This window comes from Clostridium muellerianum (assembly GCF_012926525.1).
GTDB classification, from domain to species: Bacteria; Bacillota; Clostridia; order Clostridiales; family Clostridiaceae; genus Clostridium_AM; species Clostridium_AM muellerianum.
The window spans coordinates 39,586-62,341 of sequence record NZ_JABBNI010000021.1; the positions used below are offsets into that span (position 1 = coordinate 39,586).

Below are 22,756 nucleotides of genomic sequence, written 5' to 3' on the forward strand. Positions count from 1 at the left end.
ATTGTACCAATAAATTTTTGCTCTTTATAGTATCTTTCTCTGACTTCTACAGTTGGCATAATAAGACCTCCGTAATCATTCGTATATTCTATTCTTATCATAGCCAATTCTACAGATGGTAGTAAAATTTCAACACTATTCTTTAACAGATCTTAAAAAATATATTTTTAACTTTTTAATATTTCTTATATATACTATTTATGTAACACTAAATCCTTTACCATACACTTCATAGGAATCCTGAACTAAAACCAAAGCATTATTGTCTACTTCTCTTACAATTTCTTTTAATCTTATTATTTCCTTACTTGTAATAACACACATCAATATTTCCTTTTCCTCATCAGTATAACCGCCTCTTGCTTCCAGTTTGGTAGTTCTACCATTCATTTGTGTTAAAATAAGGTTATTGATTTTTTGAATATTATCTGATATTACATAAACTGATTTTGAATCTTTAAATCCTTTAATGTAAATATCAACAACTCTTCCTACTATATATACTGCTACAACGCCATATAATGCTTTTTCTATCCCAAATACGTAAACAGTTAATGTAACAATGGATAAATCAATACATATCATAATTTTGCCTACAGGCTTATGTATAAACTTGGATATCATCTTAGCTATTGTATCCGTACCCCCTACGGAAGCTTGTTTACTTAACAGCATTCCTAATGCAACCCCTGTTATAACACCGCCTAATACTGTAGCTAAAAATATATCCTTTGTGAATGGGCCAATTCCACTAGTTAATTCAACAAAAATCGGAACCAAAAAAGCTCCAAGTGCTGTATTAATAACAAACTTTCTACCCAGTATATACAATCCTAGTAAAAAAATAGGTACATTAAATACTCCTATTATTATTGATTTTTTAATATGAAGTACACTTTCCAAAACGATAGCTAATCCTGAAACCCCTCCAGGCACAATATGATAAGGAGCAAAAAATACATTTAATGCGAAAGAAAATAAAAAAATTGCAAATATAATAATACTTAAGTCAATTAATTTGCCTTTCATACCCATCCACCTTTCCTAAATAAATGTAAGTTCTAAATTATATAACATAAAAACCTCCCATCCTACAGCAGGACGAAAGGCTGAACTTTCTGCACATCAATTATAGTGAAACCAATACTACTCTTCTTCTATTCGTTTACATATTAAATTTTTAAAAACACAAATAGTCCTTTACAATAATTTATTATACACCTGGTCTTAGATTTGTCAATAAATTTAAAAGATTATTATTTTGTCCAATAATACTAAAATAAAAAATTATCAATCAATTTCAAACTTCACCTGAACTTAAAAATGATTTGATTACATCATCTTTTAATGATCCATAGTGTCCAAATATACGATTCTTATTTACTTTTCTACTATTTATATATTCTTTAGTTATATTTTCTATGTCATTATTGTCTATGATATATGGTATAATGAAAAAAATAATTTTGTACTAAAGAAAAGGGGGCTATTTTATGACAGAAAAGAATTATTGCCAAAATCTATATTTAAATTCAGGATCACTGCTTATATATAGGAATCTCTTAAAGGATCCAGTTATAAATAAATTAAGAGAAACCTTAAAGGAAGTTTCAAAAAATGATCCTAATGAGGAAACTATCTTAACTTCACACTATGATATGTATCATAACTTACTACAAAGTGCAGAAAGCTTAAACTTAAGTGGTAATGTACTAAAAGCTTATATTATAAATCTTTTACTAAATGATAAAAATTTTTTTAGCTTGACCTGTGAAAGATATGGTCATAATATACAAAAGGATTTATATAATATTGCTTTAAAGGATATGAAAATTATACGATCTATAATTGGGGCAAATTTAGATTCTATAATTTCTTCATTTACTTCTCCTTGCAGCTTTTTAATGAATTATTCTCCTACTAATAAATCGGAACAAGTACAGGAATTTAAAGATTATTTATTTAAGGTTCTAAATTCAGATTCCGATGAAACTCTATTAGATTCCTTAATAAGCTATTACTATAATATAGGTTGTGCTGAACTTTCAAATCATGTTGCATTTAAATGGGATAACACTAAAGGTTTGGTTGGAGTTAAAAGTTTTGATAAGGTAAATTTAGATGATATAGTAGGTTACGAATATCAAAAAGAAACTTTAACGAAAAATACTTTAGATTTTATATCTGGACAACCTGCTAACAATGTACTTATAATAGGCTCTGCTGGAACTGGAAAATCTTCTTCAGTTAAAGCAGTAGTTAATAAATTTTATAGCAGCGGACTTAGATTAGTTCAAATATCAAAGGAACAACTTTTATGTTTATCCGATGTATTAAAAGAATTAAAATCTAGAGGCAAATATTTTATCATATTTATTGATGATTTGTCTTTCGAAGAATTTGAAACAGACTATAAAGAGATGAAATCTGTACTAGATGGTGGTGTTGAAGGTATTCCTAAAAATATTTTAATTTATGCTACTTCTAACAGAAGGCATTTAATAAAGGAAACCTGGAATGATAGGATGGCTGATGAAGAAATCCATACAGCAGATTCTATGAATGAAAAATTATCTCTTTCCGAGCGTTTTGGAATTGTTATAACCTACGATAGTCCAGATAAAAAACACTATCTTAAAATAGTTCAATCTCTTGCCAAAAAACAAAAAATTGAAATTAATGAGGAAACTTTAAATCAAGAAGCTTCAAAGTGGGAATTAAGAACACATGGACGTTCAGGAAGAACTGCAAAACAATTTATAAACTATATTTCATCCTCTATATAACTATAGGAATAAATCACTTTTTAAAAATAATGCAACGCAATGCAAGTAACCGAATAAACTTTCAACTGTATTCCGGCTGATATATGTTGAAAGTTTATTCTTACTTCATTTTACATATATACTATTATCCCTATTATCTTAAAAGCGTAGCTTTCATAATAATTAATTTTTATCTATACATTTTAAGTTATCTATTCTAATCACAACTTAAGGCGTAGCCTGCAAATAGTAGTAATTTCATTAATTGTCTACTACATAAAAATACAAACTTTTTTCAAGTAATTCTCAAAATGAAACGAAGTTTCCTTAAAAATCCATTTTGTTATCAAACCTTGTAGAATTAAAGATTTATGCATTTTAAAATTTTAATTCATACTATTGAATTAAAATTAAATTTATTATATTAAAACATCAGGCTTCGCCTTAATTTTTAAGACTTAAATTATCAACATTAATATGTACAACTGAAGTTATTAGTTTGTATTTCAACTTTTATGTAGTGATATTCATCACATTAGCTAGTAGGAAAGTAATATCATATCTTTCACTCATAAATTTCTTTTCTAAAATTAAACATATCTATTTAATATCTGTTCAAAATCTGATTTAGGTCTAAAACCAACTATGTTTTCTACAGCTTCACCTTTTTTAAATATCATTATAGTTGGTATACTTGATATTCTAAATTCCTGTGAAATTACTGGATTCTCGTCCACATTTACCTTAACAAACTTTATTTTTCCTAGATATTGTTTATCCAATTCTTCCATAACCGGACCAATCATTTTACAAGGACCACACCATGGAGCCCAAAAATCTACAACTACTGGTATATCATTTGTAATAACCTCCTTATTAAATATGCTATCACTTATTTCTTTCATTATTATTACCTCCATTTTTAAATGAATATTTATTATTCATAAAAACTTTAATTTTATGCTTATAGAACTATTACTTCTTTTATAAAAATTATTTTTCATCAAAAGTCAGGCCTAAGATCAAGCAAACTTTACCTAATCTTGTGCCTACCAAACCTTCATAATTTCATAAACAAGTTTTACTTAATTAAATCATCTATTTTTTTAATTGTTGTTTTAAAGCTTCTGCTAATTGAGCTGGACAAGATGTATTTTTCTCACTACACTTAATGTTTTCAAGTTTATTAATAACATCTTCTACTTTCATTCCCTCAACCAATTTGCTTATGCCTCTTAGGTTTCCATTACATCCAGATGTAAAAACCACATTCTTTAATATATCATCCTCAATCATAAATTGAATTTTGGTTGAACATACACCTTTAGTTTTATACTCTATCATAAATAAATATCCTACCTTAAATGATAATTTTATAATTAAATCTGTATTTTATATTGACACCTAAAACTTATCCCAAACAATAACTTCATTTAATGAACTCTTTTTAGGCATTGGTGTGTTTGTGTCAGACGGATAGCCTAATGCAATAATTGATATAAGTTTTTTGCTTTCAGATGCGTTAGCTAAAGCTTCAATTTCCTTAGCATAAGGCATTCCATAACCTGCCATCCAACAAGATCCTAGACCTTGTGCTGTTGCAGCAATCAGGATATTCTCTGTAGCTGCTGCCCCATCCTCAACAAATGTTGCACATTCCTTAGTATCACAGAAAACTAAAATTATAGCAGGAGCCTTACCAATTACAAATTTTGCCCAAGTTGCAATTTTCCCAACTTCATCAATAGTAGATCTTTCTGTCAATACAACAAATGAACGTCCTTGTTTATTATGACCTGTGGGAGCTAACCTTCCACATTCAACTAATCCTTCCAACATTTCTTTTGAAACAGTTTGATCTGAAAATTTTCTTACACTTCTTCTCTCTAAAATAGCTTTGATTGCGTCCATAGTTATTAAACACTCCTTTTTATATCTCAGGTAATTTATCCTGGCGATATTATAAAATTTAATTAATTATTATTTATATACCAACTAGTAAGTATATTGTTGATAAACTTTAACTGCGGAAAAACAAAATTATTTATGCTTACTGGAACAAAAACATATATTATGCCACCGCCTTCTTATAGATTTAATTATATATGGTCTTCAAAAAAATAAAAGTACGCACATTGATTATATATAGTATACAAAAGTATACCTAGTTAATATCATAGTGTAGCTTTGCCCATTTCTACTCTTATTTCTTTTTTGGTAACTCACTTAATATAAATAATATTAGCCATCATAGTATCGTAATTCATAGCACCTATATTTTTATTTACAATTTTTCCATGATTATGAGTAAAGTAGGATGTTGGTACAGCTGAAATTATAGGAAAATATTTATAAAGCTTTTTTATTTGACTTGAAAAACTCTCTATTAAAAGTGCAGCTAAAATGAATGGCACTGCAAGTCCTAAAGAATATGCACAGAGTAACGTTATACCTTTATTTATAGTATTCATATTACCTGCATAAATCAGAATAGATGCTAATATTGGTCCTATGCAAGGAGCAGCTTCTGTCAGATGTTTAAATAATGAGTGTGCATTTTTCCCTCTTACATCAACCTTTTCAAAAAGTGGAAATGTTACTCCAAAATTCATTTCATAAAATCTCTTTATCTCACTGTTTTCCGCTGGATCTTGATCTGCAAATTGGTTGCATGGAAATCCTAAAATAATCAGGCCTTTTTCATTATACTTTTTATATGAACATTGACTACATTGTATCAGCATTCTACAATATTGAAATATATCAACAAATTTATTAGTAACTATGAAAAATAATAGTAATGACTGGAGATATTCCTCAAACAAAGGAGTATACATAGATTTGATTTACTCAAGCCTATGAACACTCTTTTGGTTATCAATTCCATAGTAACCTCTTTTTTATTGCTTATAGTAGACCTACCTTTGTTTTTTCAGCTTCACTATAGCTCATGTATTGAAGTACTCACAACTTTGATATATAGTATATACTATATATATTTAAAGTATCATTATTACACTGTTTGGAGATGATAATATGGACAAGGAAACAATAAATTCAAACTGCAAAAATAAACCATGCCCAGTGGAGACTACTCTCAACATTATCAGCGGAAAGTGGAAATGCATTATTTTGTACCGTTTGCTGGGAGGAAAAATGAGGTTCAACGAACTTAAGCGCTTGATGATAAATATAACTCACCGAGCACTGACGCTTCAATTAAGGGAATTAGAACATGATGGTGTTGTAAAGCGTACAGTCTACGCTGAAGTTCCTCCTCGTGTGGAGTATGAATTGACAGCACTTGGTTTTTCTATGGAACCAATTATTAACTCCATGTATGATTGGGGCTTAGACTATCAGAAAAATCCCATTGTATAAAGTTAATTCTTATTTAATAAATCAATATGTTCGAATTTTATGATCTACGCATCCCTTAAAATATTATACATAATATGATTTGATAACTTGTATAGGCGTAGGAGAGTTGTAAAAAATAAAAAAACATAAAGTTACACCGAACTAAACAACTAAATTATCTTATATAAGGAAGTGACGTTATGCCAAAGGATAGATTAAACAAAATTAGTTGTAATAATTATAGATGTGAAATTGAAGTTACTTTGGAAATCCTAAGTGGTAAATGGAAAGGTCTTATTATTTGGAATCTTAATATACATAAAGTTATAAGATATAATGAATTTAAAAGATTAATTCCGGGAATAACTCAAAAAATGCTAAGTCAACAGCTAAAAGATTTAGAACAAAATGGGCTAGTTAATAGAACTGTTTATCATGAAGTACCTCCCATTGTTGAATATTCACTTACTAAAATGGCAGAAGATTTAATTCCTATTTTAGAAGCAATGGACAAATGGGGAAAATATTTTGTAGCTAATTATAAACAAAGCCATATATCCTAAAATCTATTTTCTTTTATAAATAATTAAAGTTATAGCTGGTTATTAATCAGCTATAACTTTTGAATTGACTTAGAAATTTACTTCTTTTCCATAATAAGTAGCTTCAAATAATCTCTTCATCTCTTCTACAGATATTTCTCTTGGGTTAGTACCCGTACAAGCATCAGCTACTGCACCCTTAGAAATTTTATCTAAGTTAGACTTAAAGTCTTCTTCTGATACTCCAAATTCTTTTAAAGTAGAAGGCATATTCATAGCAATTCTAAAATCTTTAACTAATTGAATTAATGATTGAACTAATTCATCTGTTGTTTCTCCTTTTAACCCTAACCTCTTAGCTATATCAGCATAAGCATATCTAGCTGCTTTAGCATTAAACTGTATAGCATATGGTAAATATATTGCATTGGCAAGTCCATGAGGAATGTTAAATATCTTTCCAGTTTTATGAGACATTGAATGAATTATTCCAAGTATTGCGTTTGAGAACGCCATTCCAGCTAAACATTGAGCTATATGCATTTCTTTTCTAGCTTGATCTTCTCCCTTAAATGATTTAACTAAATTATCAACAGTCATTTCTATTGATTTCATAGCTAATCCATCTGTTATTGGATTTCTAACTTTTGAAACATAAGCTTCAAAGGAATGAGTTAAAGCATCCATTCCAGTGTTAGCAACCAATGCTGGAGTCATGCTTTTAACTAAATTAGTGTCAACTACAGCAACATCTGGAGTTATGTTATAGTCAGCTACTGGATACTTAATTCCTGTTTCATTATCAGTTATTATTGAAAATGAAGTAACTTCTGAACCAGTGCCACTTGTAGTTGGTATAGCTATAAATCTAGCTTTTTGTCTTAATTCTGGTAGGTTAAATGGCTTAGCAGCCTCTTCAAAAGTAAACTCTGGATATTCGTAAAATATCCACATTGCTTTAGCAGCATCTATTGGTGATCCACCACCAATACCTACTATTAAGTCAGGGTTAAACTTTTTCATAGCTTTCACCCCTCTCATAACTGTCGCAACTGAAGGATCATTTTCAACTCCCGAAAATACTGCTGTTTCAATATTAGCTTCTTTTAATAGTTCTTGTATTTTAGAAACTGTTCCATCCTTTATTAATCTTTCAGAACCAATAACAAGCATTGCCTTAGTTCCTTTTATTGACTTTAAATGCTCTATAGCATTGTCTCCAAAATAAATATCTCTTGGTATAGTAAATCTTTGCATTTATACTTCCTCCTTTTAATTAATTGCTTCTAAACTATTAGAAAATTAGTTGTTTGGTTTTTGTTTTTTCTTTATTCCCTATCACAAGTATCAGTATAAATCTGTTAACTTGAGAATAAAAGTAGGCACTTTTTGGTAGGGCAGTTTCGAAAAGGTAGGAAATATGATTAGTTGAATAAAATATTTTTAAATGCTTATTGAATATAAACCTCATCTTCTATTTAGCATTATAGTTGAATTCTTTCTATTAAACGAATTAAAGTCACATGATAGTCATTAATTCCCACATATCACCTAATGTCATCTATACTCGAAAAACTAACTATAATGTGGAAATAGGATCTCAAATTTAAGAAAAATATATAATTGTTATGTTTTCTCCAAAGTAAAGGGACAATTCACTACAACAGCCTCTTTTTAATATCTTTTTTTCAATAACAAATGCTATCACTCAACATAAGTTATTTTTAGAAAAAAATATCTAACAATAATGCTTTAAATAACAAAAGAAGCTTATTCAAGGCGACACAATTATGAGGCACTTGAATAAGCTCCAATAGAAATTTTTAAATATATTTTTAGAATTTACATTGCTGCATATACCATTAAATAAAGCTCTCAAATCGAATAATATATTCTTCTTTAAGTTCCAACTGCAATCTTTCTGATAATTTGCAGCCTCTCCTATCATATTGCTCTCGAAATTCAATCCAGTTATCTATGTATTCACCTGTTTTAGGATTGATCAATTTTCTATAACAGAGGTTCCAACTAATTAATTCGCTTTTAAGTTCATTAGAGATTTGAAGCTCATCTAATTTTATGTTCCATCCACATTTATCACACCAAATAGGACTCACCAAATCTCTATTTCCTTGAACTTTTAAGATATTGGTTTTATCTTTGCACCCGCATTGCATTAAAAATCACCTGACACTAACTTACTTATTTAAAGCATCTTCTAGATTTAAAGTAATTGTTCCATCCTCTAAAACTATACACGGAATACCAATACCTAAATTCTCTTTTACCTTATTAAATACATGACTTGTATCTCGAATATTTAAAAATCTCTTCAAATTTAAAAGATTTGTACTAATATCAAAAAACTCGTAAGCAACTCCTGCCTTATCAAGATTTATCATTGCCACTCTGCAGTCAGGACACAGTATCGTCCCATATAATTTAATCATTTTAACCCCTCCAAATTTCCTGATATTATAACAAATCATTTATGATAATTATCATAAATGATTTGTTATACTTAATTATACTAATCAACTACTGCAACAACTTCAATTTCAACCTTTGCACCCTTAGGCAATGCTGCTACCTGAAAAGCTGCACGTGCTGGACACTCTTCTTTAAAAAATTCTGCATAAACCCCATTCATTGCAGTGAAATCTCCTATATCCTGTAATAATACTGTAGTCTTTACAACATCTTCTAAAGTTGCACCAGCTTGCTGCAAGATTTCCTTAACGTTTGTCAATGATTGACGTGTCTGATCTTCAATATGATCAGAAGGAAAATTGCCAGTTGATGGATCCACTGGAAGTTGACCTGATACATAGATTGTGTTACCTTTCTGAATTGCCTGTGAATAAGGACCAATTGCTGCTGGTGCCTTTTCTGTATGAATACATTTCTTGCTCATAATTTTTATCTCCCTTTTAACTTTACTATTTATTTCAATTCTTTAAATTTCTAAAGAATTAAAGACTAACATTCTTATACATATAATTTATCACTTTCAGCATCTTTCTTTCAACGCTGCATGACAAATATAATTTTTCAATTCTCTTTTAATACTTTCTATAGCTTGATGTACAAAATCAGGATGTGTTGCGATATTCAAGCGAATAAATCCTTTCCAATTTTCACCGAACCACTCACCATAATCACAACCGATATGACATTTGTCCTGAACAAATTCCCTAATTTCATCTAGAGGAACATAAGCACGCAAATCTATAAAGGTTAAGTATGTTCCTTCTAAAGGAACAACAGTCACCTCTGGATAATCTTTCATTGACTCCTTCACATAATCATAGTTACTGTAGATAACTTTCATCAAATCCTGTCTCCAGCTTTCACCATGTCTATATGCTGCTTCTGCTGCAGTTATCCCAATGAGATTGGATTCAGCCTGGTAATAACGTTTACTGAACTCATCATAAATAGCTCTAAGTTCTGGATTTGGAATAATGATATTTGCATGTAAAAAACTAGCAAGATTGAATGTCTTTGATGGTGCATTGGCAGTAATTATAATAGATTCATATTTTCCACCTAAAACTGCTGCACTTGGAATAAACTTAACTCCTGGTGCTGTAATATCCTGGTGAATTTCATCTGAGATAACCAACACATTATGTTTCTCACATATTCCCAACATCTTGTCCAATTCTTCTTCTTTCCAAACTCGTCCTGCTGGATTATGTGGTGAAGATAAAATATACATTTTTACATCATTATCTACTATCATTTTTTCAAATCTATCATAATTGATTGTAAATTTTCCATCTTCATAATCCAAGTCACATGTAATAAGTTTACGATTTGTATCTTTAACACAGTTTAGAAAAGGATAATAAACTGGTGTCATGACTATAACCCCATCATTTTCCTTTGTAAACATATTTACAAACCAATAAAGTGCAGGAATAATACCTGGTGTAAATCTAACCCATTCTCTCTTTATAGAATATGAATGATGATCCCTCATCCACTGGTCAAGCGCTTCATAGTAGCTGTCTGGAACTTCTGCATAACCAAAAACTCCATGCTCAATTCTTTTTGCTAATGCATCTATAACTGGCTGAGGTGTTTTAAATTCCATATCTGCAACCCACATAGAAAGCAAATCGCTTCTACCAAATTTTCTTTTTAACCCATCCCATTTCGATGAATTCGTTCCGGTACGGTCTACATAATAAGTATGGACAAATTCTTCAACTGTCACAATAACCCTTCTCCCTTTAATCTTTTTTAATTTTGTTTAGAATCCAAATCATATCAGCATAATATTTTTATTTTTTGTTTATCACCTAAACATTTACAAAGAGATAATAACACCAAACGCTTACTTAAGTCAATATTTTTTGTTTTTTATTTAGCCATTAAACATTTCTACAAATTTCTTATCTTTCTTAAAAATCAGTTTTCTTCATTTTTTAGCTTGATTATAATTTTTTATATGCTAAAATAAATTTAAGAATATATAAATTTATTTTTTGTTTGATTGGTTAGTTCTTTTACTCATCCACATCAATCATAAGGCTTTAACAAAATATTAGGAGAATTATGCAACTATGATAAATGAAAACGATAAATCACTAATTGCACAAAAAGATGTATCTTCTACCAATGATGATTCAATAATTGATGCAACTTTTAATACACTAAATAGTCGACATAATAATATCTATAAATTTGTTATGTTATATAGCGACTACATTAATACTCCGCATAATTACGGAACAAACCATACTCTTTCTATGACAGAAGCACATGTTCTAACCTATATTGAAGAACATCCTGGTACTACAATCACGGACTTAGCTAAATATTGGAAAAAAACAAAAGGCGCTTTATCTCAAACAGTTAGTAAATTAGTAAGTAAAAACTTTGTATATCGCCACAAAACTAAAGATAACGCAAAAACTATACTTCTATATGTTACCGATGAAGGGCTTAGCGTAAGTAAAGCACATAAACTTTTTGATACACTTGAAATTTCTAAAACCCTTAAAGATTTATCAAATTACTGCACTGCAGAAGAAATTGATGCTTTTTATAAAGTTATTGCTGTATTTACGACACTTTTATAGTATATTCTCTACTAAACTAAAAATAAAAAGACAAGAAATTCTGGTTACCTGTGTAAAGAACTGCAGAATTTCTTGTCTTTTATTAATTATCAGTTTTAGACTAAGTTGAGTGCACAACAAATTCTAAAACACACTAAAAGAAAACTAAACTAAACTGAAAACATATACGCCTTTAATCTTATATGTATTATGTTATAGCTAACATATTATACATCTTCATTATCCTAATATCTTCTTTGGATATAGTTAGTTGATCAATAAGTCCTTGATCTTCTTTTAACGCTTTCTTAGAAATAAGCATTTTAGCTGCAATTGGCATAACTGGGCGAGAAGATATACCAAACATTAGCCCCCATTTTATTGACGAATCCATAAATGATGCGAGCATGCTAATTATAATCTGTTCCATAGGAGTAGCTTGATTCCTTAAAATAATATTGGTTAATGCATCATAATGCTCAATATATCCCCCATATGTATTTTCACACTCCTGATAATTTTCATAACTATCAATATTCATATAAAGCATGACTTTATATCTATTTTCTTCAGTTTTTGAAAGAACATCTATCACACAACGTATCAATTTATTTGCCCTTCCATCATAAATATAGGAATAAAATTGAGACGATCCTTGAAAAAATGCCGGTTTCTTACCAGTTACTTGACTTTCTATGCAACTAGGCTCATAGCAAAACAACTGATCTACCTGAATTCTTAACACCTTTGCAATATTGTACAATGTTACAATATCTATCACTATTTCTCCCTTTTCATACTTAGAAACCGTAGCCTTACTCTTATATATCTGGTCAGCTAGTTCTTTAATAGTCATCTTTTTGGCTTTCCGAAAATTACGAATCCGCTTACCTACTTCTATTGATATTTGTTCCAATTTATCACCTCATTATTTGTTTCTTAATAATTGACTATTTTTTAAATAATCCTCATAAAATATTTTTTTAAATTATTTTATCATAAATCATGTAATTTTTCTACTCTAGCGAAACTTTATTTAATATTTATCTTTATATAAGAAACTTTAATGGATTTGTCTCCTCTAACAATGTGTGATTTAATAGACTTAACAAATTAAAGAAAGGAAGAATTAAATATGACTTATAATTTTGATGAAATAGTTGACCGTAAAAATATTAATGCAATGAATGTGGAAGGTTTTCGTGAATACATTTTTCATGCAGATGCATCTATGAAATTCCCATATGCTGATGATGAATTTGTTAGAATGTGGGTAGCCGACATGGAGTTTGCAACACCACAAGTAGTTATCGATGCCATAAAAGATAGATTAGATCGCAGAATTTTTGGATATACCAGAGTATTTGATCCAAAGTACTACGAATCATTTGTTAACTGGACTGAAACCCGTTACAAATGGCACTTTGATAAAGAACATCTAGTTATGTCCAATGGTGTTATTCCTGCTTTGTATGAACTAGTTAGTTATATTTGTAAACCTGATGAAAAGGTTTTATTTGTTACTCCTAGTTATGCATATTTTAAGTATGCTGCTGACTTCAATGAACGTGAAGCTGTATGTTCAGACCTAATCAATACTGATGGTTACTACACTATAAATTTTGAAGATTTAGAAGCTAAGGCGTCAGATGAAAAGACAACTTTATGTATCTTCTGTAATCCTCATAATCCAAGCGGTAGAGTATGGTCACCTGAAGAACTAAAGCGCGTAGGAGATATCCTAATTAGCAATAATATGTGGGTTATCTCTGATGAAATTCACTGCGATTTGCTTAGAATTGGTCAAACACATACACCAATGGCTAAAATATTCCCAGAATACGACAAATTGATTACATGTATGGCTCCAAGCAAGACCTTTAATATGGCTGGATTCATGATTTCTAATGTCATCATCCCAAATGATGATTTAAGAAAAATCTGGCTTTCAAGGCACTATAACTTTGATAATCCATTAAGTATTGTTGCTGCTCAAGCTACTTACGAACATGGTGCTGATTGGCTTGACCAAATGAGAGTTTATCTTGATGAAAACTTCAAATTTGTTGGTGAATATCTTTCAGAGCATCTTCCAAAAGCAAAATATCGTGTATCAGAAGCAACTTATTTGGCTTGGGTTAACGTTGGAGCTTATTTCTCAAATGAAGAAAGTCTTCCATTATTCTTCGCCAATAAAGCAGGCGTACTTCTTGAAGGTGGCAATATGTTCGTTCAAAACTCTGATGGTTTCATTAGATTGAATCTTGCATGTCCACGTTCTACAGTTAAAGAAGGATTGCGTCGTATCTGTGATGCTGTTAACTCTAAATAATCTGTCTATCTAGACTCAAAATAACATAGTGATAGACATATAATAAATAATAATTGATTATAAGGAACATTCTTAGATTTATGTAAATCAAATCTAAGGATGTTCTTCATTTCTAAGTTTTTATCGTTATCTAAGTACTTTTTCTTCTATTTTTCCAGCTAAAACTATATTTGTTTCATGTTATTCCAAAACTTATATTATATTCCAAAAGCAGTTAAAAGTCTAAATAATTCACGAAACATTGTAAACGACTTCTATTATCTTAACTTTATAATCAAAGACAATTAATCTAGTAGCTATACATATTTTTAGACTTATTTCTTATTCAAATCGTTACATTCACTGTTACGTTGGTTTTTTACCGGATTGGAATCCATTAATCTTTATAATAGCTGAAACTACAGCATTTTCTTCAATAAATTCTAGTATTTTTACTAATAGCCGTATATTATACAACTTATCTTTGCAAAAAATGCTCCTGCTTTTCTAGGCAAAGTTAACAAAAACAATGTGCCATCTGCAGCTATACTTACTGTTTTTAGAGGTATTCTTATTGGTATTATACTAAATTACATTATTCCTGAAAAAGCATTTGTAATATTCTCTTCACCTACTACTTTTGGATTAATTTCTAGTTGGAGCGGAATTGTGATAAGCCACTATACTTAACAAAATCATTAACCACTTGTACTGATGCAAGGAAGTAATCCACAATTAGGCTAGAGTTTAAATCAATATTTATTTTAACAATAACGAAAGAATAGGAATAGTAAACAATGAAAAAAATGTAGAAAAAAATACTAACTTTGACCCAAATTGAGCATTTCCATTATATTGTTGAGCTAGCATGGCGGTTGTTGTTCCTGCTGGCATTGCTGCCATAATTACAGTAACACCAGTTACTAGCGAATCAATATGTAAGAATGATAAAACAATATAAAATGATAATGGTATAGCTACTAGTCTAATAAAAGAAAAATAAACAGCATCTTTATCAAAAATAGACTTTAAATCAACGTCACTTAAAAGCATTCCAATTATCATCATGGAAAAAGATGTAGTGGAACTAGATAACCCCTTGATTGTATTACTTAAAAATATAGGTAATTGAATATGAAATATCATAATTGCAAAACCAATTTCTACCGCAATAATACATGGATGTGTAATTACTTTTTTAAACACCTCTTTTTTTGTTGTTTTTGTAAACATGGAAATACCCGCTGACCATATAACAATTCTTTGTGGTAATAAGGCTACTGACATAAATAATAATCCTGTTGCCCCAAACATTGCTTCTGCTATTGGTAATCCGATAAAACTTGCATTGCTGCAAATTGTAGCATATTTCAAACATACCTGTTTACTTTCATCAAAATTGTTATATAAAAATTTATTAATAAAAATATAAAATAATTGAGCAGCACAAGCTAAAATCAAAGCTAAACTTGTTTTTAGTAAAATACTAGTTGTCATTTCTATCTGAAAAGAGTTAATAATATTACAGGGTAAAATAATACTAAACATAAGATTTATAAACTGACTCCTAGTTTCTTTACTTATATATCCTTTTTTACCTAAATAAAAACCAATTGCTGTAAGAGTAAAAATTTGTAATTGAAGATTTAATGATTGCATAACTTCCTCCTAAAATTTCATAAACCGCCGCTTATAAATGTACAACTACCTATCACACAATAAAGGGCATATATCCCACCTTTTTGGTAAATATGTCCTTTGATTTTGTTTGTATAATGTATAAATAAAGTTTCTATTTAATAAATCATATATTTTTATGTTCTGAATTAGGAGCCAAAATGCTGACAATGAGAAACTCCTTTTTTTGAAGCAACATCCATGTTACGGTACATTTTAAGATCCTCTCCAACTGGACAGACATCAATACACACGCCACAAGGCCAATGATGCTCATTTTTGATATGGACATGATATTGTGTACATACAACTTTGTCCATTGAATAAATATCTGTGCCGTTTTCCTTAAAACATTGTGACGGACAATTTTTTAAACATTTTTTGCAATGTATACAAAGATTTTTTTCAAGCATATCATCTGGATTGATAGGAGCATCTGTAAGAATTGATACCATTCTCACACGCGGACCAAATTCTTTGGTAATTAAATTGTGACTGTCTCCAATACTTCCCATCCCTGCATAGTATGCCGCAATAACATGTGAAAAAGCTGCATTAGGATTATCAAGTAAAACTTCAATATTGTAGTAACAATCTCTAGGAAAGAAAATTGCCCTGTAACCCATCTTTGTAGTAATATAATTTGTTAACTGATAAGCCATATCATCCAGAATTCGATTACTGGTATCATACAGTTCCTGATAAACCATGGATGGTGTAGTGTGAATCATTGGCGCATACAAAGGCACTCCTAATACAATTACATTCTTAGTCCATGGCCAAATATTCTGAGGCCAAAACGCCGGTTCTTGAATCGGTATTTCCTCCCACTTTGCCACAGAGCAGCAACGGACAAGATTTGCACCTAAAGAATGTGCTTTTTCAAAAATTTCATATTTTATTTCTTCGTTTGTCAAATTCATTTAATCCACTCCTTTTAACTACTTTTTTTGTTATTCTAGATATTTATATAAAAATAAATATATTCTTGTAAGTATGCCCATAAATATAACTAAACAGGAGTGAAAAGCTCCTGTTTAGAATTGTTTATATATAGTTCTTTCTATTGAATTGTCACAACCTGGCTCTTTTTGAAAGTCTCCTTCACAATTTCGTTACAAATACCAGGAGGATATGGAATAGACAATTTGCCATTTACAGGTTGATATTCATAAAGGCAGAGTGCTCTGTTAGATGGTGTCAATGAACATATGACCTATTACATACTTTCTTTACTTCAGTAATTCCACCACAAGTTCCTAAATCAGGCTGAATTACCTGAAGCGCATTCTGTATGCTGCCAACGTGTATATATTCTTTCTCCGCCTTCAGTTACCTTATTGTAAATGTATATTTTTATGAACCTTAAGAAATCTCTTTGTTACCAGAATCAATATCCAAATTCTCCTCTTTTTTCTTTACCCCCATTAGCCCCAACTGAATCGTAATTGCTGTACTCAGAATCAAAAATAATGGATAGAATTGATATTTTATTACTTCCAAATAAGTACATCCCAATGCTACTTGTACCATCATTGCACCAGCTCCATGCGGTACTATCATTACTGCTACACATGCACCTATATCCAACAGAGTTGCCATCTTCTTTGATGCAACTTTATATTTATCTCCTAATTCCTTTGCAACAGGAGCTGCAATTATAATTGCCATGACATTGTTTACAATTGTAGCAGAAAGCACCAAAGAAAGTAAACCAATGATATACTCACAACTCTTTCTGCCTTTAATTTTGTTTGTTGCCACTTTTACTAACCATTCAATACCACCATAATAACGAACCAATCCAGCTAATCCCGAAATCATCATTGCAAATACAGCCAGCCAGAACATACTCTCCATACCAGAAGAAAGCGCCTTTGCCCATCCAAAAAAGGTAGTAGTTCCAATTGTTATACCTATAATACCAGCTGATCCAATACCTATAGCAAGCACTAAAATTACGTTCAGTCCTAAAAGTGCAAAGACTAAGGTGGAGATATATGGAATTATGGTTAAAATGTTATAACTACCAGCTTTCACTGCTGTTGACCCACTGCCCATGCTAAATACTCCATAAGCGACAATGGTTATAATCGTTGCTGGAAGCGCAATTAAAAAGTTCGTCTGAAATTTTTCTTTCATATCTGCTCCAGCACCTCTAACTGCACAAATTGTTGTAGCTGCAATCATGGAAAGGTTGTCTCCAAAATAAGCACCTGTAATGACCGCAGCGCCTGCCATACCCGGATTCAAGCCTGCACCTTTAGCCAATGCAACAGTCACTGGAATCATTGTAGCCATTGTTCCCATAGAAGTACCAATACATGTAGAAATAATTGCACATATAGCAAAAATACCAGGTACCAAGAAATAGCTTGGAATCAAAGAAATTCCTAAATTCACAATTGATTTCTCGCCTCCAATTGCAGTGCAGACACTTGCAAAACCACCTGCCATCAATACCATGAGTCCCAGTTGCATAACACCAGGCTGCCCTGCATTTTCACAGTAAAGATCTATCTTCTCTGAAATAGTCTTCTTTCGATCGAAACAAATTATTGCTACCAAAATTGCAATCAATATAGCTACATAACGGGACATTATCGTGAACGGGTTCTTAGTTTTTAATACCGTAAATACAATACCACAACCTACATATAAGCCTAAAAACACCAAAAGCGGCAACAATGCCTTAGCACCATAATTCTTTTCACTTCTCTTTTCGTTCATACTATTTTCCTCTCTTTATTTGACTTTTGTACATTCTCTTTTGTATTTCCATTTTTTATGACACTTCAATGTGTCAATCAGCCTTTTAATAAACATATTTTTCTGAAAATGAATGCTGATAAAACATATACATACGTTTTCAAAAAAAAGTTTATAATCTGTCTGTGGAAGGATTCTGCCTATCCATTACTATCGATACTATAAATAACCTATACATCTTCGTCCCTTACAATAAGGTCTTTGTCAAGAGCACCTGAAATCATACTCAGAAATGACTCTCTGTAATCACTATAAACCTTTGCAGTCGCAGGACAATTTTTATTGTGATTTGGAGCTAAGCATTCATTTCAATGACCTATTAGAAATTATACTTAAAATCCACAATTCATAAAGCTCACCTCTTTATTAAAGTTTGACCGTCAAACTATTAACTACATAATATCATCATTTCATCGTATTGTCAATGATATAGCAGCATTATTTAAGATAAAAATTATTTTTTATGCTTGATATAGTTTTTAATTCAAACCTTTTTAACTTTATATTCTCTGCTGCTGTGCTATATTTACAATAGATAAAAGTCTAGTATAATCAAGCTAATTCTACATTTGTTTCTAGTAAATCATCCGAATTCCTCTTCTCATGCATTCATCCGTTTGTTTTAGAATTGCTTTCATACCTGCAATTTTAAAATTGTTTATCCACCCTTGTATATATCACTTCAACTTGTCCATAAGAAATCCATTTCCCCATCCATTACTTCCTGATGTATATTCCTTTATTTTCAATTTCATTTTGGCAATAGCCTTTGAAGGATACTATTATTTTGTGCAAATCAACGAAATAAGAATCTTTGTGATCTTATAGTAAAAGGACGTATCAAACTGATACGTCCTAATCTTTTCATATGACTCGTTATTTAATTGTAACAATTTCACTATTTTTAAAAGTCTCTTCAGCAATTTCGTTTCCAATACCCGGTAAATCAGGAATAGAAAATTTTCCATCCACAGGCTGATAATCATGTTTGGTAAGACCCACCATTTTAGGCATTACGGTATTAATATTGTATTCGTGTATTACAAAATTAGGGATGGCACACTCAAGCTGTAGTGAAGCTGCTGTAACCAATGGGCTTCCACAAACATGAATCTGCACACCCGTTTCATACAAATAAGCCATGTCACAAATCTTCTTTACCTCAGTAATCCCTCCGCATGTTCCTATATCTGGCTGGATGATTTGAATTGCATTTTGTTCAAAATATTGGCGATATTGCCAGCGGGAATATATACGCTCACCACTGGCTACAGGAATACCGGTTTCCTTGTAGACATAGGAAAGAAGATCAGGATGAGGAGTCGTAGGCTCTTCATAGTACAAAATGCCATATTTTCGAGCCATATTTCCATACTGTACAGCAGAAAGTTTATCTGTATAGCAATGGTTTTCTAATATAATATCAACCTTTTTTCCAACTGCATTTCGAACGGCAGCAATACGTGCCTCAACAGTTTCCATATAATTAGGATCCAAAAAAGCCGTTTGTGAAGTTTCCGGATAACGTCCTTCATCCTCTCGGAATGTAAGAAAATTGATTTTGATAGCATCGAAACCTTTTTGAACAGCAATTTCAGCTACACGGGCATAGTCTTGAGGTGTTCTTGCTGGCTTTCGATTTTCTCCCCAATCATTTTGCAGCTGGCTTGCATATGCACGCAGGCTGTTACGCTGTTTTCCACCAAGCAATTTATAAACAGGCATATTAAATGCTTTTCCTTTAATATCCCAGAGGGCAATATCAAATGCACTAATGCCTCCAAAAGTTAGCGGACCACCATTTAAGGCAAAAAAGCAGTGTCGGTAAAGTTTTTGCCAGATTACTTCGTGGTCTAATGGATCCATACCAATCAGCATCGGCGCAAGATCCTGCAAGATGCCAAATGCTGCATTCAATGTATCACCATAAGATAATGCCACTTCTCCATCTCCATAGATTCCGACATCTGTATAGATGCGGCAAAACAGGGGTCTCCACCCGTCCTCAACAGGATTGGAAAAAAGAAGATCGATTTTTGTGATTTTCATAATTTATTCTCCTTTGTTTTTATTTTTTAATGAGATACTTCAAAACTGGATGCTAGTTATAGTAAATATAACGAGAAACAGTACATAGAACTGGTATTTGAGCACTTATAAATAAGTACATCTCAGCTCCTACCTCAGATAATCTTTTTTGTTACTACATTAACCATTCAGTCAATACCGTTGTAGTATCTTACAAACCCTATCAGGTCAGAAATCATCATAGAAAATACTTCCACCCAGAATATACTCTCCATTCCAGATGAGACGACCTACGCCCACCCGAAATATAAAGCAGAGCGGCAGCTCCATAATTTTTGTTATTTTCTCTTTCATCCCTTTTTTGTCTATGCATTAGGTTTGTGTATCAAACTTTTCCTTCCTTCTATTAGGTACTTTATTCGTTGGCCATATTACACGTCTATAATAGTTTTGTAGTCAAACTATTTAAAATTATATTATCACTGTGATAGGTTATTGTCAATAATTTGTGGTTGCATAAATTGTACGTATTTGGTTTTCTAAAGCTAACATGATATGTCTTGCCAAAACTATCAACGTATGTGCCACCCTAAAATCGTAAGAACGACTTTGAAACTCTTTGCCAGGTTTCAAAAATGATTTCTTTAGATACCTTTTTCTTAGCAATACTATGCCCAATTTTATGTTGATTTAAAAAGAACAACACACCTACAATTCCTACTACTTCCACTCACATCACCTCCAGTCTTTGTGCTACAATAGCAAAGACCAAAAGAGCTGTGCACTAATTATTAGCACACAGCCCTTGCCGAATTAAATATAGTGTTTATTACACTATTTTTTCTTTTGCTATGTTGACTCTTTTTTAGTATAAAATTTATAGGCAATATATGCTATAATAGCGTATGTGCCTGCCACAATGAAAGAAACTCTCATTGTGGATCTAAGAGTCATACACCCAATAACAATAACTAAAAAAACTAACCCTAAATAGTCCCCATATGGATAAAACGGAGCCAAGTATTTAATTGTATGCACTTCATTATTCATTATCTTTATTCTTCTGAATTTTAAATGACTTATAAGAATTACTGCCCAGCAAGTAGTTATGCTAAAAACAACAATTGAAGAAAATATTGTAAAGGCTTGTTCAGGAAGAAGGTAGTTTATTACAACTCCAACTAGCATCATACAAAAGATAAACATTACTGCCACCTGTGGCACCTTTGTGTTATTAACCTTTCCCAAAAATGCAGGTGCATTCTTTTGTAATGCTAAATTATATATTACTCTACTATTAACAAAAATACTAGCATTTAATGTTGAAACTGCTGCTATAATAACAACAAAGTTTATTACTGATGCTGCTGCAGGTATACCTATCCTGCTAAATACTTCTACAAATGGACTTCCACTACTTCCCATAGTACTCCAAGGGAAAAGTATTACTAAAACAACTATTGCACCTACGTAAAAGATTAATATTCTCCAAAACACTGCGTTTATAGCTTTGGGAATACTTTTATCAGCATCTTCTACTTCACCAGCTGCAAGTCCTAGGTCTTCAACTCCTCCATAAGCAAATGCTGCCATTGATACTGACACTAAAATTCCCTGTATGCCATTTGGAAAAAAACCGCCATTATTAACTATATTTCCGAAACCAACAGGTTGTCCATGATTACCCACACCAAAAAATATCATTAAAATACCAAAGATCACCATAAAAGCAATTGCAGTGACTTTAATAAATGATAACCAAAATTCAGCTTCGCCATAGACTTTTACCCCGATAGTATTTACTGTAAATAAAATAATCACGATTATTAATGCACTGGCCCATATTGGAAATTGAGGAAACCAAAAATGTACATACTTACCAAGAGCATTAAGTTCAGCAGCACTTACAGCAACTACGATTACTGGCTTGCTCCAACCAAGCATAAAACCTAAATAGCGGGAAATATAACGATTTGCATATGAAACATATGACCCAGATACAGGTTCTGCTACAGCAAGTTCTCCTAGAGCCCTCATTATAAAATATATTGCAATTCCGGCAAATACATATGTCAGTATAATAGCAGGGCCAGCTGCTTTTATAGCCGATGACGCTCCATAGAAAAGGCCTGTACCTATTGCACCTCCTATAGAAATCATCTGAAGATGACGGTTTTTAAGATCTCGTTTTAGTTCCTCCTTTTCTAAAGATTTAACTTTAACTTTTTCACCCAT

24 protein-coding genes are annotated in these 22,756 nt (G+C 31.3%); 6 read left to right on the forward strand and 18 right to left on the reverse strand.

Annotation, left to right across the window (positions count from 1 at the left end; translation table 11 throughout):
- Window positions 1-198 precede the first annotated feature (198 nt).
- Window positions 199-1,029, reverse strand: coding sequence for a YitT family protein (locus tag HBE96_RS11855; protein ID WP_169297964.1), 831 nt, complete (start codon window positions 1,027-1,029; stop codon window positions 199-201).
- A gap of 464 nt (window positions 1,030-1,493) precedes the next feature.
- On the opposite strand from HBE96_RS11855, the gene HBE96_RS11860 reads away from it, so the two are divergent.
- Entirely contained in the window at window positions 1,494-2,786 is a 1,293-nt protein-coding gene (locus tag HBE96_RS11860; RefSeq protein WP_169297965.1) for an ATP-binding protein, read from the forward strand.
- A 569-nt stretch (window positions 2,787-3,355) separates the two neighbouring features.
- On the opposite strand, the gene trxA is transcribed toward HBE96_RS11860, so the two are convergent.
- The 4 genes from trxA to HBE96_RS11880 form a co-directional block, all read right to left on the reverse strand.
- Entirely contained in the window at window positions 3,356-3,673 is a 318-nt protein-coding gene (gene trxA / locus HBE96_RS11865; protein ID WP_342590179.1) for a thioredoxin, read from the reverse strand.
- Between the two features lie 190 nt (window positions 3,674-3,863).
- Window positions 3,864-4,109, reverse strand: a complete 246-nt coding sequence (locus tag HBE96_RS11870) for a TIGR03905 family TSCPD domain-containing protein (RefSeq protein WP_169297967.1) — start codon at window positions 4,107-4,109, stop codon at window positions 3,864-3,866.
- 60 nt (window positions 4,110-4,169) lie between these two features.
- The gene (locus tag HBE96_RS11875) at window positions 4,170-4,676 is read right to left on the reverse strand and encodes a nitroreductase family protein (protein ID WP_169297968.1); all 507 of its coding nucleotides are present in this window, start codon (window positions 4,674-4,676) and stop codon (window positions 4,170-4,172) included.
- 311 nt (window positions 4,677-4,987) lie between these two features.
- Window positions 4,988-5,509 (reverse strand): thioredoxin/cytochrome c biogenesis CcdA family protein, encoded by a 522-nt coding sequence (locus HBE96_RS11880; RefSeq protein ID WP_243186917.1) that lies wholly within the window; start codon window positions 5,507-5,509, stop codon window positions 4,988-4,990.
- A 292-nt stretch (window positions 5,510-5,801) separates the two neighbouring features.
- On the opposite strand from HBE96_RS11880, the gene HBE96_RS11885 reads away from it, so the two are divergent.
- Together HBE96_RS11885 and HBE96_RS11890 are read left to right on the forward strand one after the other, a co-directional pair.
- Window positions 5,802-6,146: a winged helix-turn-helix transcriptional regulator gene (locus tag HBE96_RS11885; RefSeq protein WP_169297970.1), complete on the forward strand. Its 345-nt coding sequence runs from the start codon at window positions 5,802-5,804 to the stop codon at window positions 6,144-6,146.
- A gap of 179 nt (window positions 6,147-6,325) precedes the next feature.
- Complete coding sequence (locus tag HBE96_RS11890) at window positions 6,326-6,688, forward strand: winged helix-turn-helix transcriptional regulator (protein ID WP_169297971.1); 363 nt, start codon at window positions 6,326-6,328, stop codon at window positions 6,686-6,688.
- Window positions 6,689-6,757: 69 nt separating this feature from the next.
- On the opposite strand, the gene HBE96_RS11895 is transcribed toward HBE96_RS11890, so the two are convergent.
- The 5 genes from HBE96_RS11895 to HBE96_RS11915 form a co-directional block, all read right to left on the reverse strand.
- The gene (locus HBE96_RS11895) at window positions 6,758-7,924 is read right to left on the reverse strand and encodes an iron-containing alcohol dehydrogenase (protein WP_169297972.1); all 1,167 of its coding nucleotides are present in this window, start codon (window positions 7,922-7,924) and stop codon (window positions 6,758-6,760) included.
- A gap of 605 nt (window positions 7,925-8,529) precedes the next feature.
- On the reverse strand, window positions 8,530-8,844 hold the full coding sequence (locus tag HBE96_RS11900; RefSeq protein WP_169297973.1) for a hypothetical protein: 315 nt from the start codon (window positions 8,842-8,844) through the stop codon (window positions 8,530-8,532).
- A gap of 21 nt (window positions 8,845-8,865) precedes the next feature.
- Window positions 8,866-9,117, reverse strand: coding sequence for a glutaredoxin (locus HBE96_RS11905; RefSeq protein WP_169297974.1), 252 nt, complete (start codon window positions 9,115-9,117; stop codon window positions 8,866-8,868).
- Window positions 9,118-9,197: 80 nt separating this feature from the next.
- Complete coding sequence (locus tag HBE96_RS11910) at window positions 9,198-9,581, reverse strand: RidA family protein (RefSeq protein ID WP_169297975.1); 384 nt, start codon at window positions 9,579-9,581, stop codon at window positions 9,198-9,200.
- A 96-nt stretch (window positions 9,582-9,677) separates the two neighbouring features.
- A complete protein-coding gene (locus HBE96_RS11915; protein WP_169297976.1) occupies window positions 9,678-10,889 on the reverse strand; it encodes a PatB family C-S lyase in 1,212 nt (403 codons plus the stop codon).
- A 349-nt stretch (window positions 10,890-11,238) separates the two neighbouring features.
- Here HBE96_RS11915 and HBE96_RS11920 point away from each other — a divergent pair, with 349 nt between their 5' ends.
- A complete protein-coding gene (locus HBE96_RS11920) occupies window positions 11,239-11,757 on the forward strand; it encodes a MarR family winged helix-turn-helix transcriptional regulator (RefSeq protein ID WP_169297977.1) in 519 nt (172 codons plus the stop codon).
- Window positions 11,758-11,944: 187 nt separating this feature from the next.
- Here HBE96_RS11920 and HBE96_RS11925 read toward each other — a convergent pair whose 3' ends face one another.
- Window positions 11,945-12,652 carry a helix-turn-helix domain-containing protein gene (locus HBE96_RS11925; RefSeq protein ID WP_169297978.1) on the reverse strand — a complete coding sequence of 236 codons (708 nt, stop codon included), beginning with the start codon at window positions 12,650-12,652 and terminating at the stop codon, window positions 11,945-11,947.
- A 219-nt stretch (window positions 12,653-12,871) separates the two neighbouring features.
- Here HBE96_RS11925 and HBE96_RS11930 point away from each other — a divergent pair, with 219 nt between their 5' ends.
- Window positions 12,872-14,068 carry a MalY/PatB family protein gene (locus HBE96_RS11930; protein WP_169297979.1) on the forward strand — a complete coding sequence of 399 codons (1,197 nt, stop codon included), beginning with the start codon at window positions 12,872-12,874 and terminating at the stop codon, window positions 14,066-14,068.
- Window positions 14,069-14,527: 459 nt separating this feature from the next.
- The gene (locus HBE96_RS26960) at window positions 14,528-14,737 is read left to right on the forward strand and encodes a hypothetical protein (RefSeq protein WP_425350732.1); all 210 of its coding nucleotides are present in this window, start codon (window positions 14,528-14,530) and stop codon (window positions 14,735-14,737) included.
- Between the two features lie 69 nt (window positions 14,738-14,806).
- On the opposite strand, the gene HBE96_RS11940 is transcribed toward HBE96_RS26960, so the two are convergent.
- The 7 genes from HBE96_RS11940 to HBE96_RS11970 form a co-directional block, all read right to left on the reverse strand.
- A complete protein-coding gene (locus HBE96_RS11940) occupies window positions 14,807-15,706 on the reverse strand; it encodes an AEC family transporter (protein WP_169297980.1) in 900 nt (299 codons plus the stop codon).
- A 167-nt stretch (window positions 15,707-15,873) separates the two neighbouring features.
- Entirely contained in the window at window positions 15,874-16,647 is a 774-nt protein-coding gene (locus tag HBE96_RS11945; protein ID WP_169297981.1) for an epoxyqueuosine reductase, read from the reverse strand.
- 442 nt (window positions 16,648-17,089) lie between these two features.
- Complete coding sequence (locus tag HBE96_RS11950; protein ID WP_169297982.1) at window positions 17,090-18,454, reverse strand: Na+/H+ antiporter NhaC family protein; 1,365 nt, start codon at window positions 18,452-18,454, stop codon at window positions 17,090-17,092.
- A gap of 614 nt (window positions 18,455-19,068) precedes the next feature.
- Entirely contained in the window at window positions 19,069-19,167 is a 99-nt protein-coding gene (locus tag HBE96_RS26965; protein ID WP_169298009.1) for a group II intron maturase-specific domain-containing protein, read from the reverse strand.
- 202 nt (window positions 19,168-19,369) lie between these two features.
- A complete protein-coding gene (locus tag HBE96_RS11960; RefSeq protein ID WP_169297983.1) occupies window positions 19,370-20,542 on the reverse strand; it encodes a mandelate racemase/muconate lactonizing enzyme family protein in 1,173 nt (390 codons plus the stop codon).
- Window positions 20,543-21,110: 568 nt separating this feature from the next.
- Window positions 21,111-21,251 carry a hypothetical protein gene (locus tag HBE96_RS11965; protein WP_169297927.1) on the reverse strand — a complete coding sequence of 47 codons (141 nt, stop codon included), beginning with the start codon at window positions 21,249-21,251 and terminating at the stop codon, window positions 21,111-21,113.
- A 119-nt stretch (window positions 21,252-21,370) separates the two neighbouring features.
- Complete coding sequence (locus HBE96_RS11970; protein ID WP_169297984.1) at window positions 21,371-22,756, reverse strand: amino acid permease; 1,386 nt, start codon at window positions 22,754-22,756, stop codon at window positions 21,371-21,373.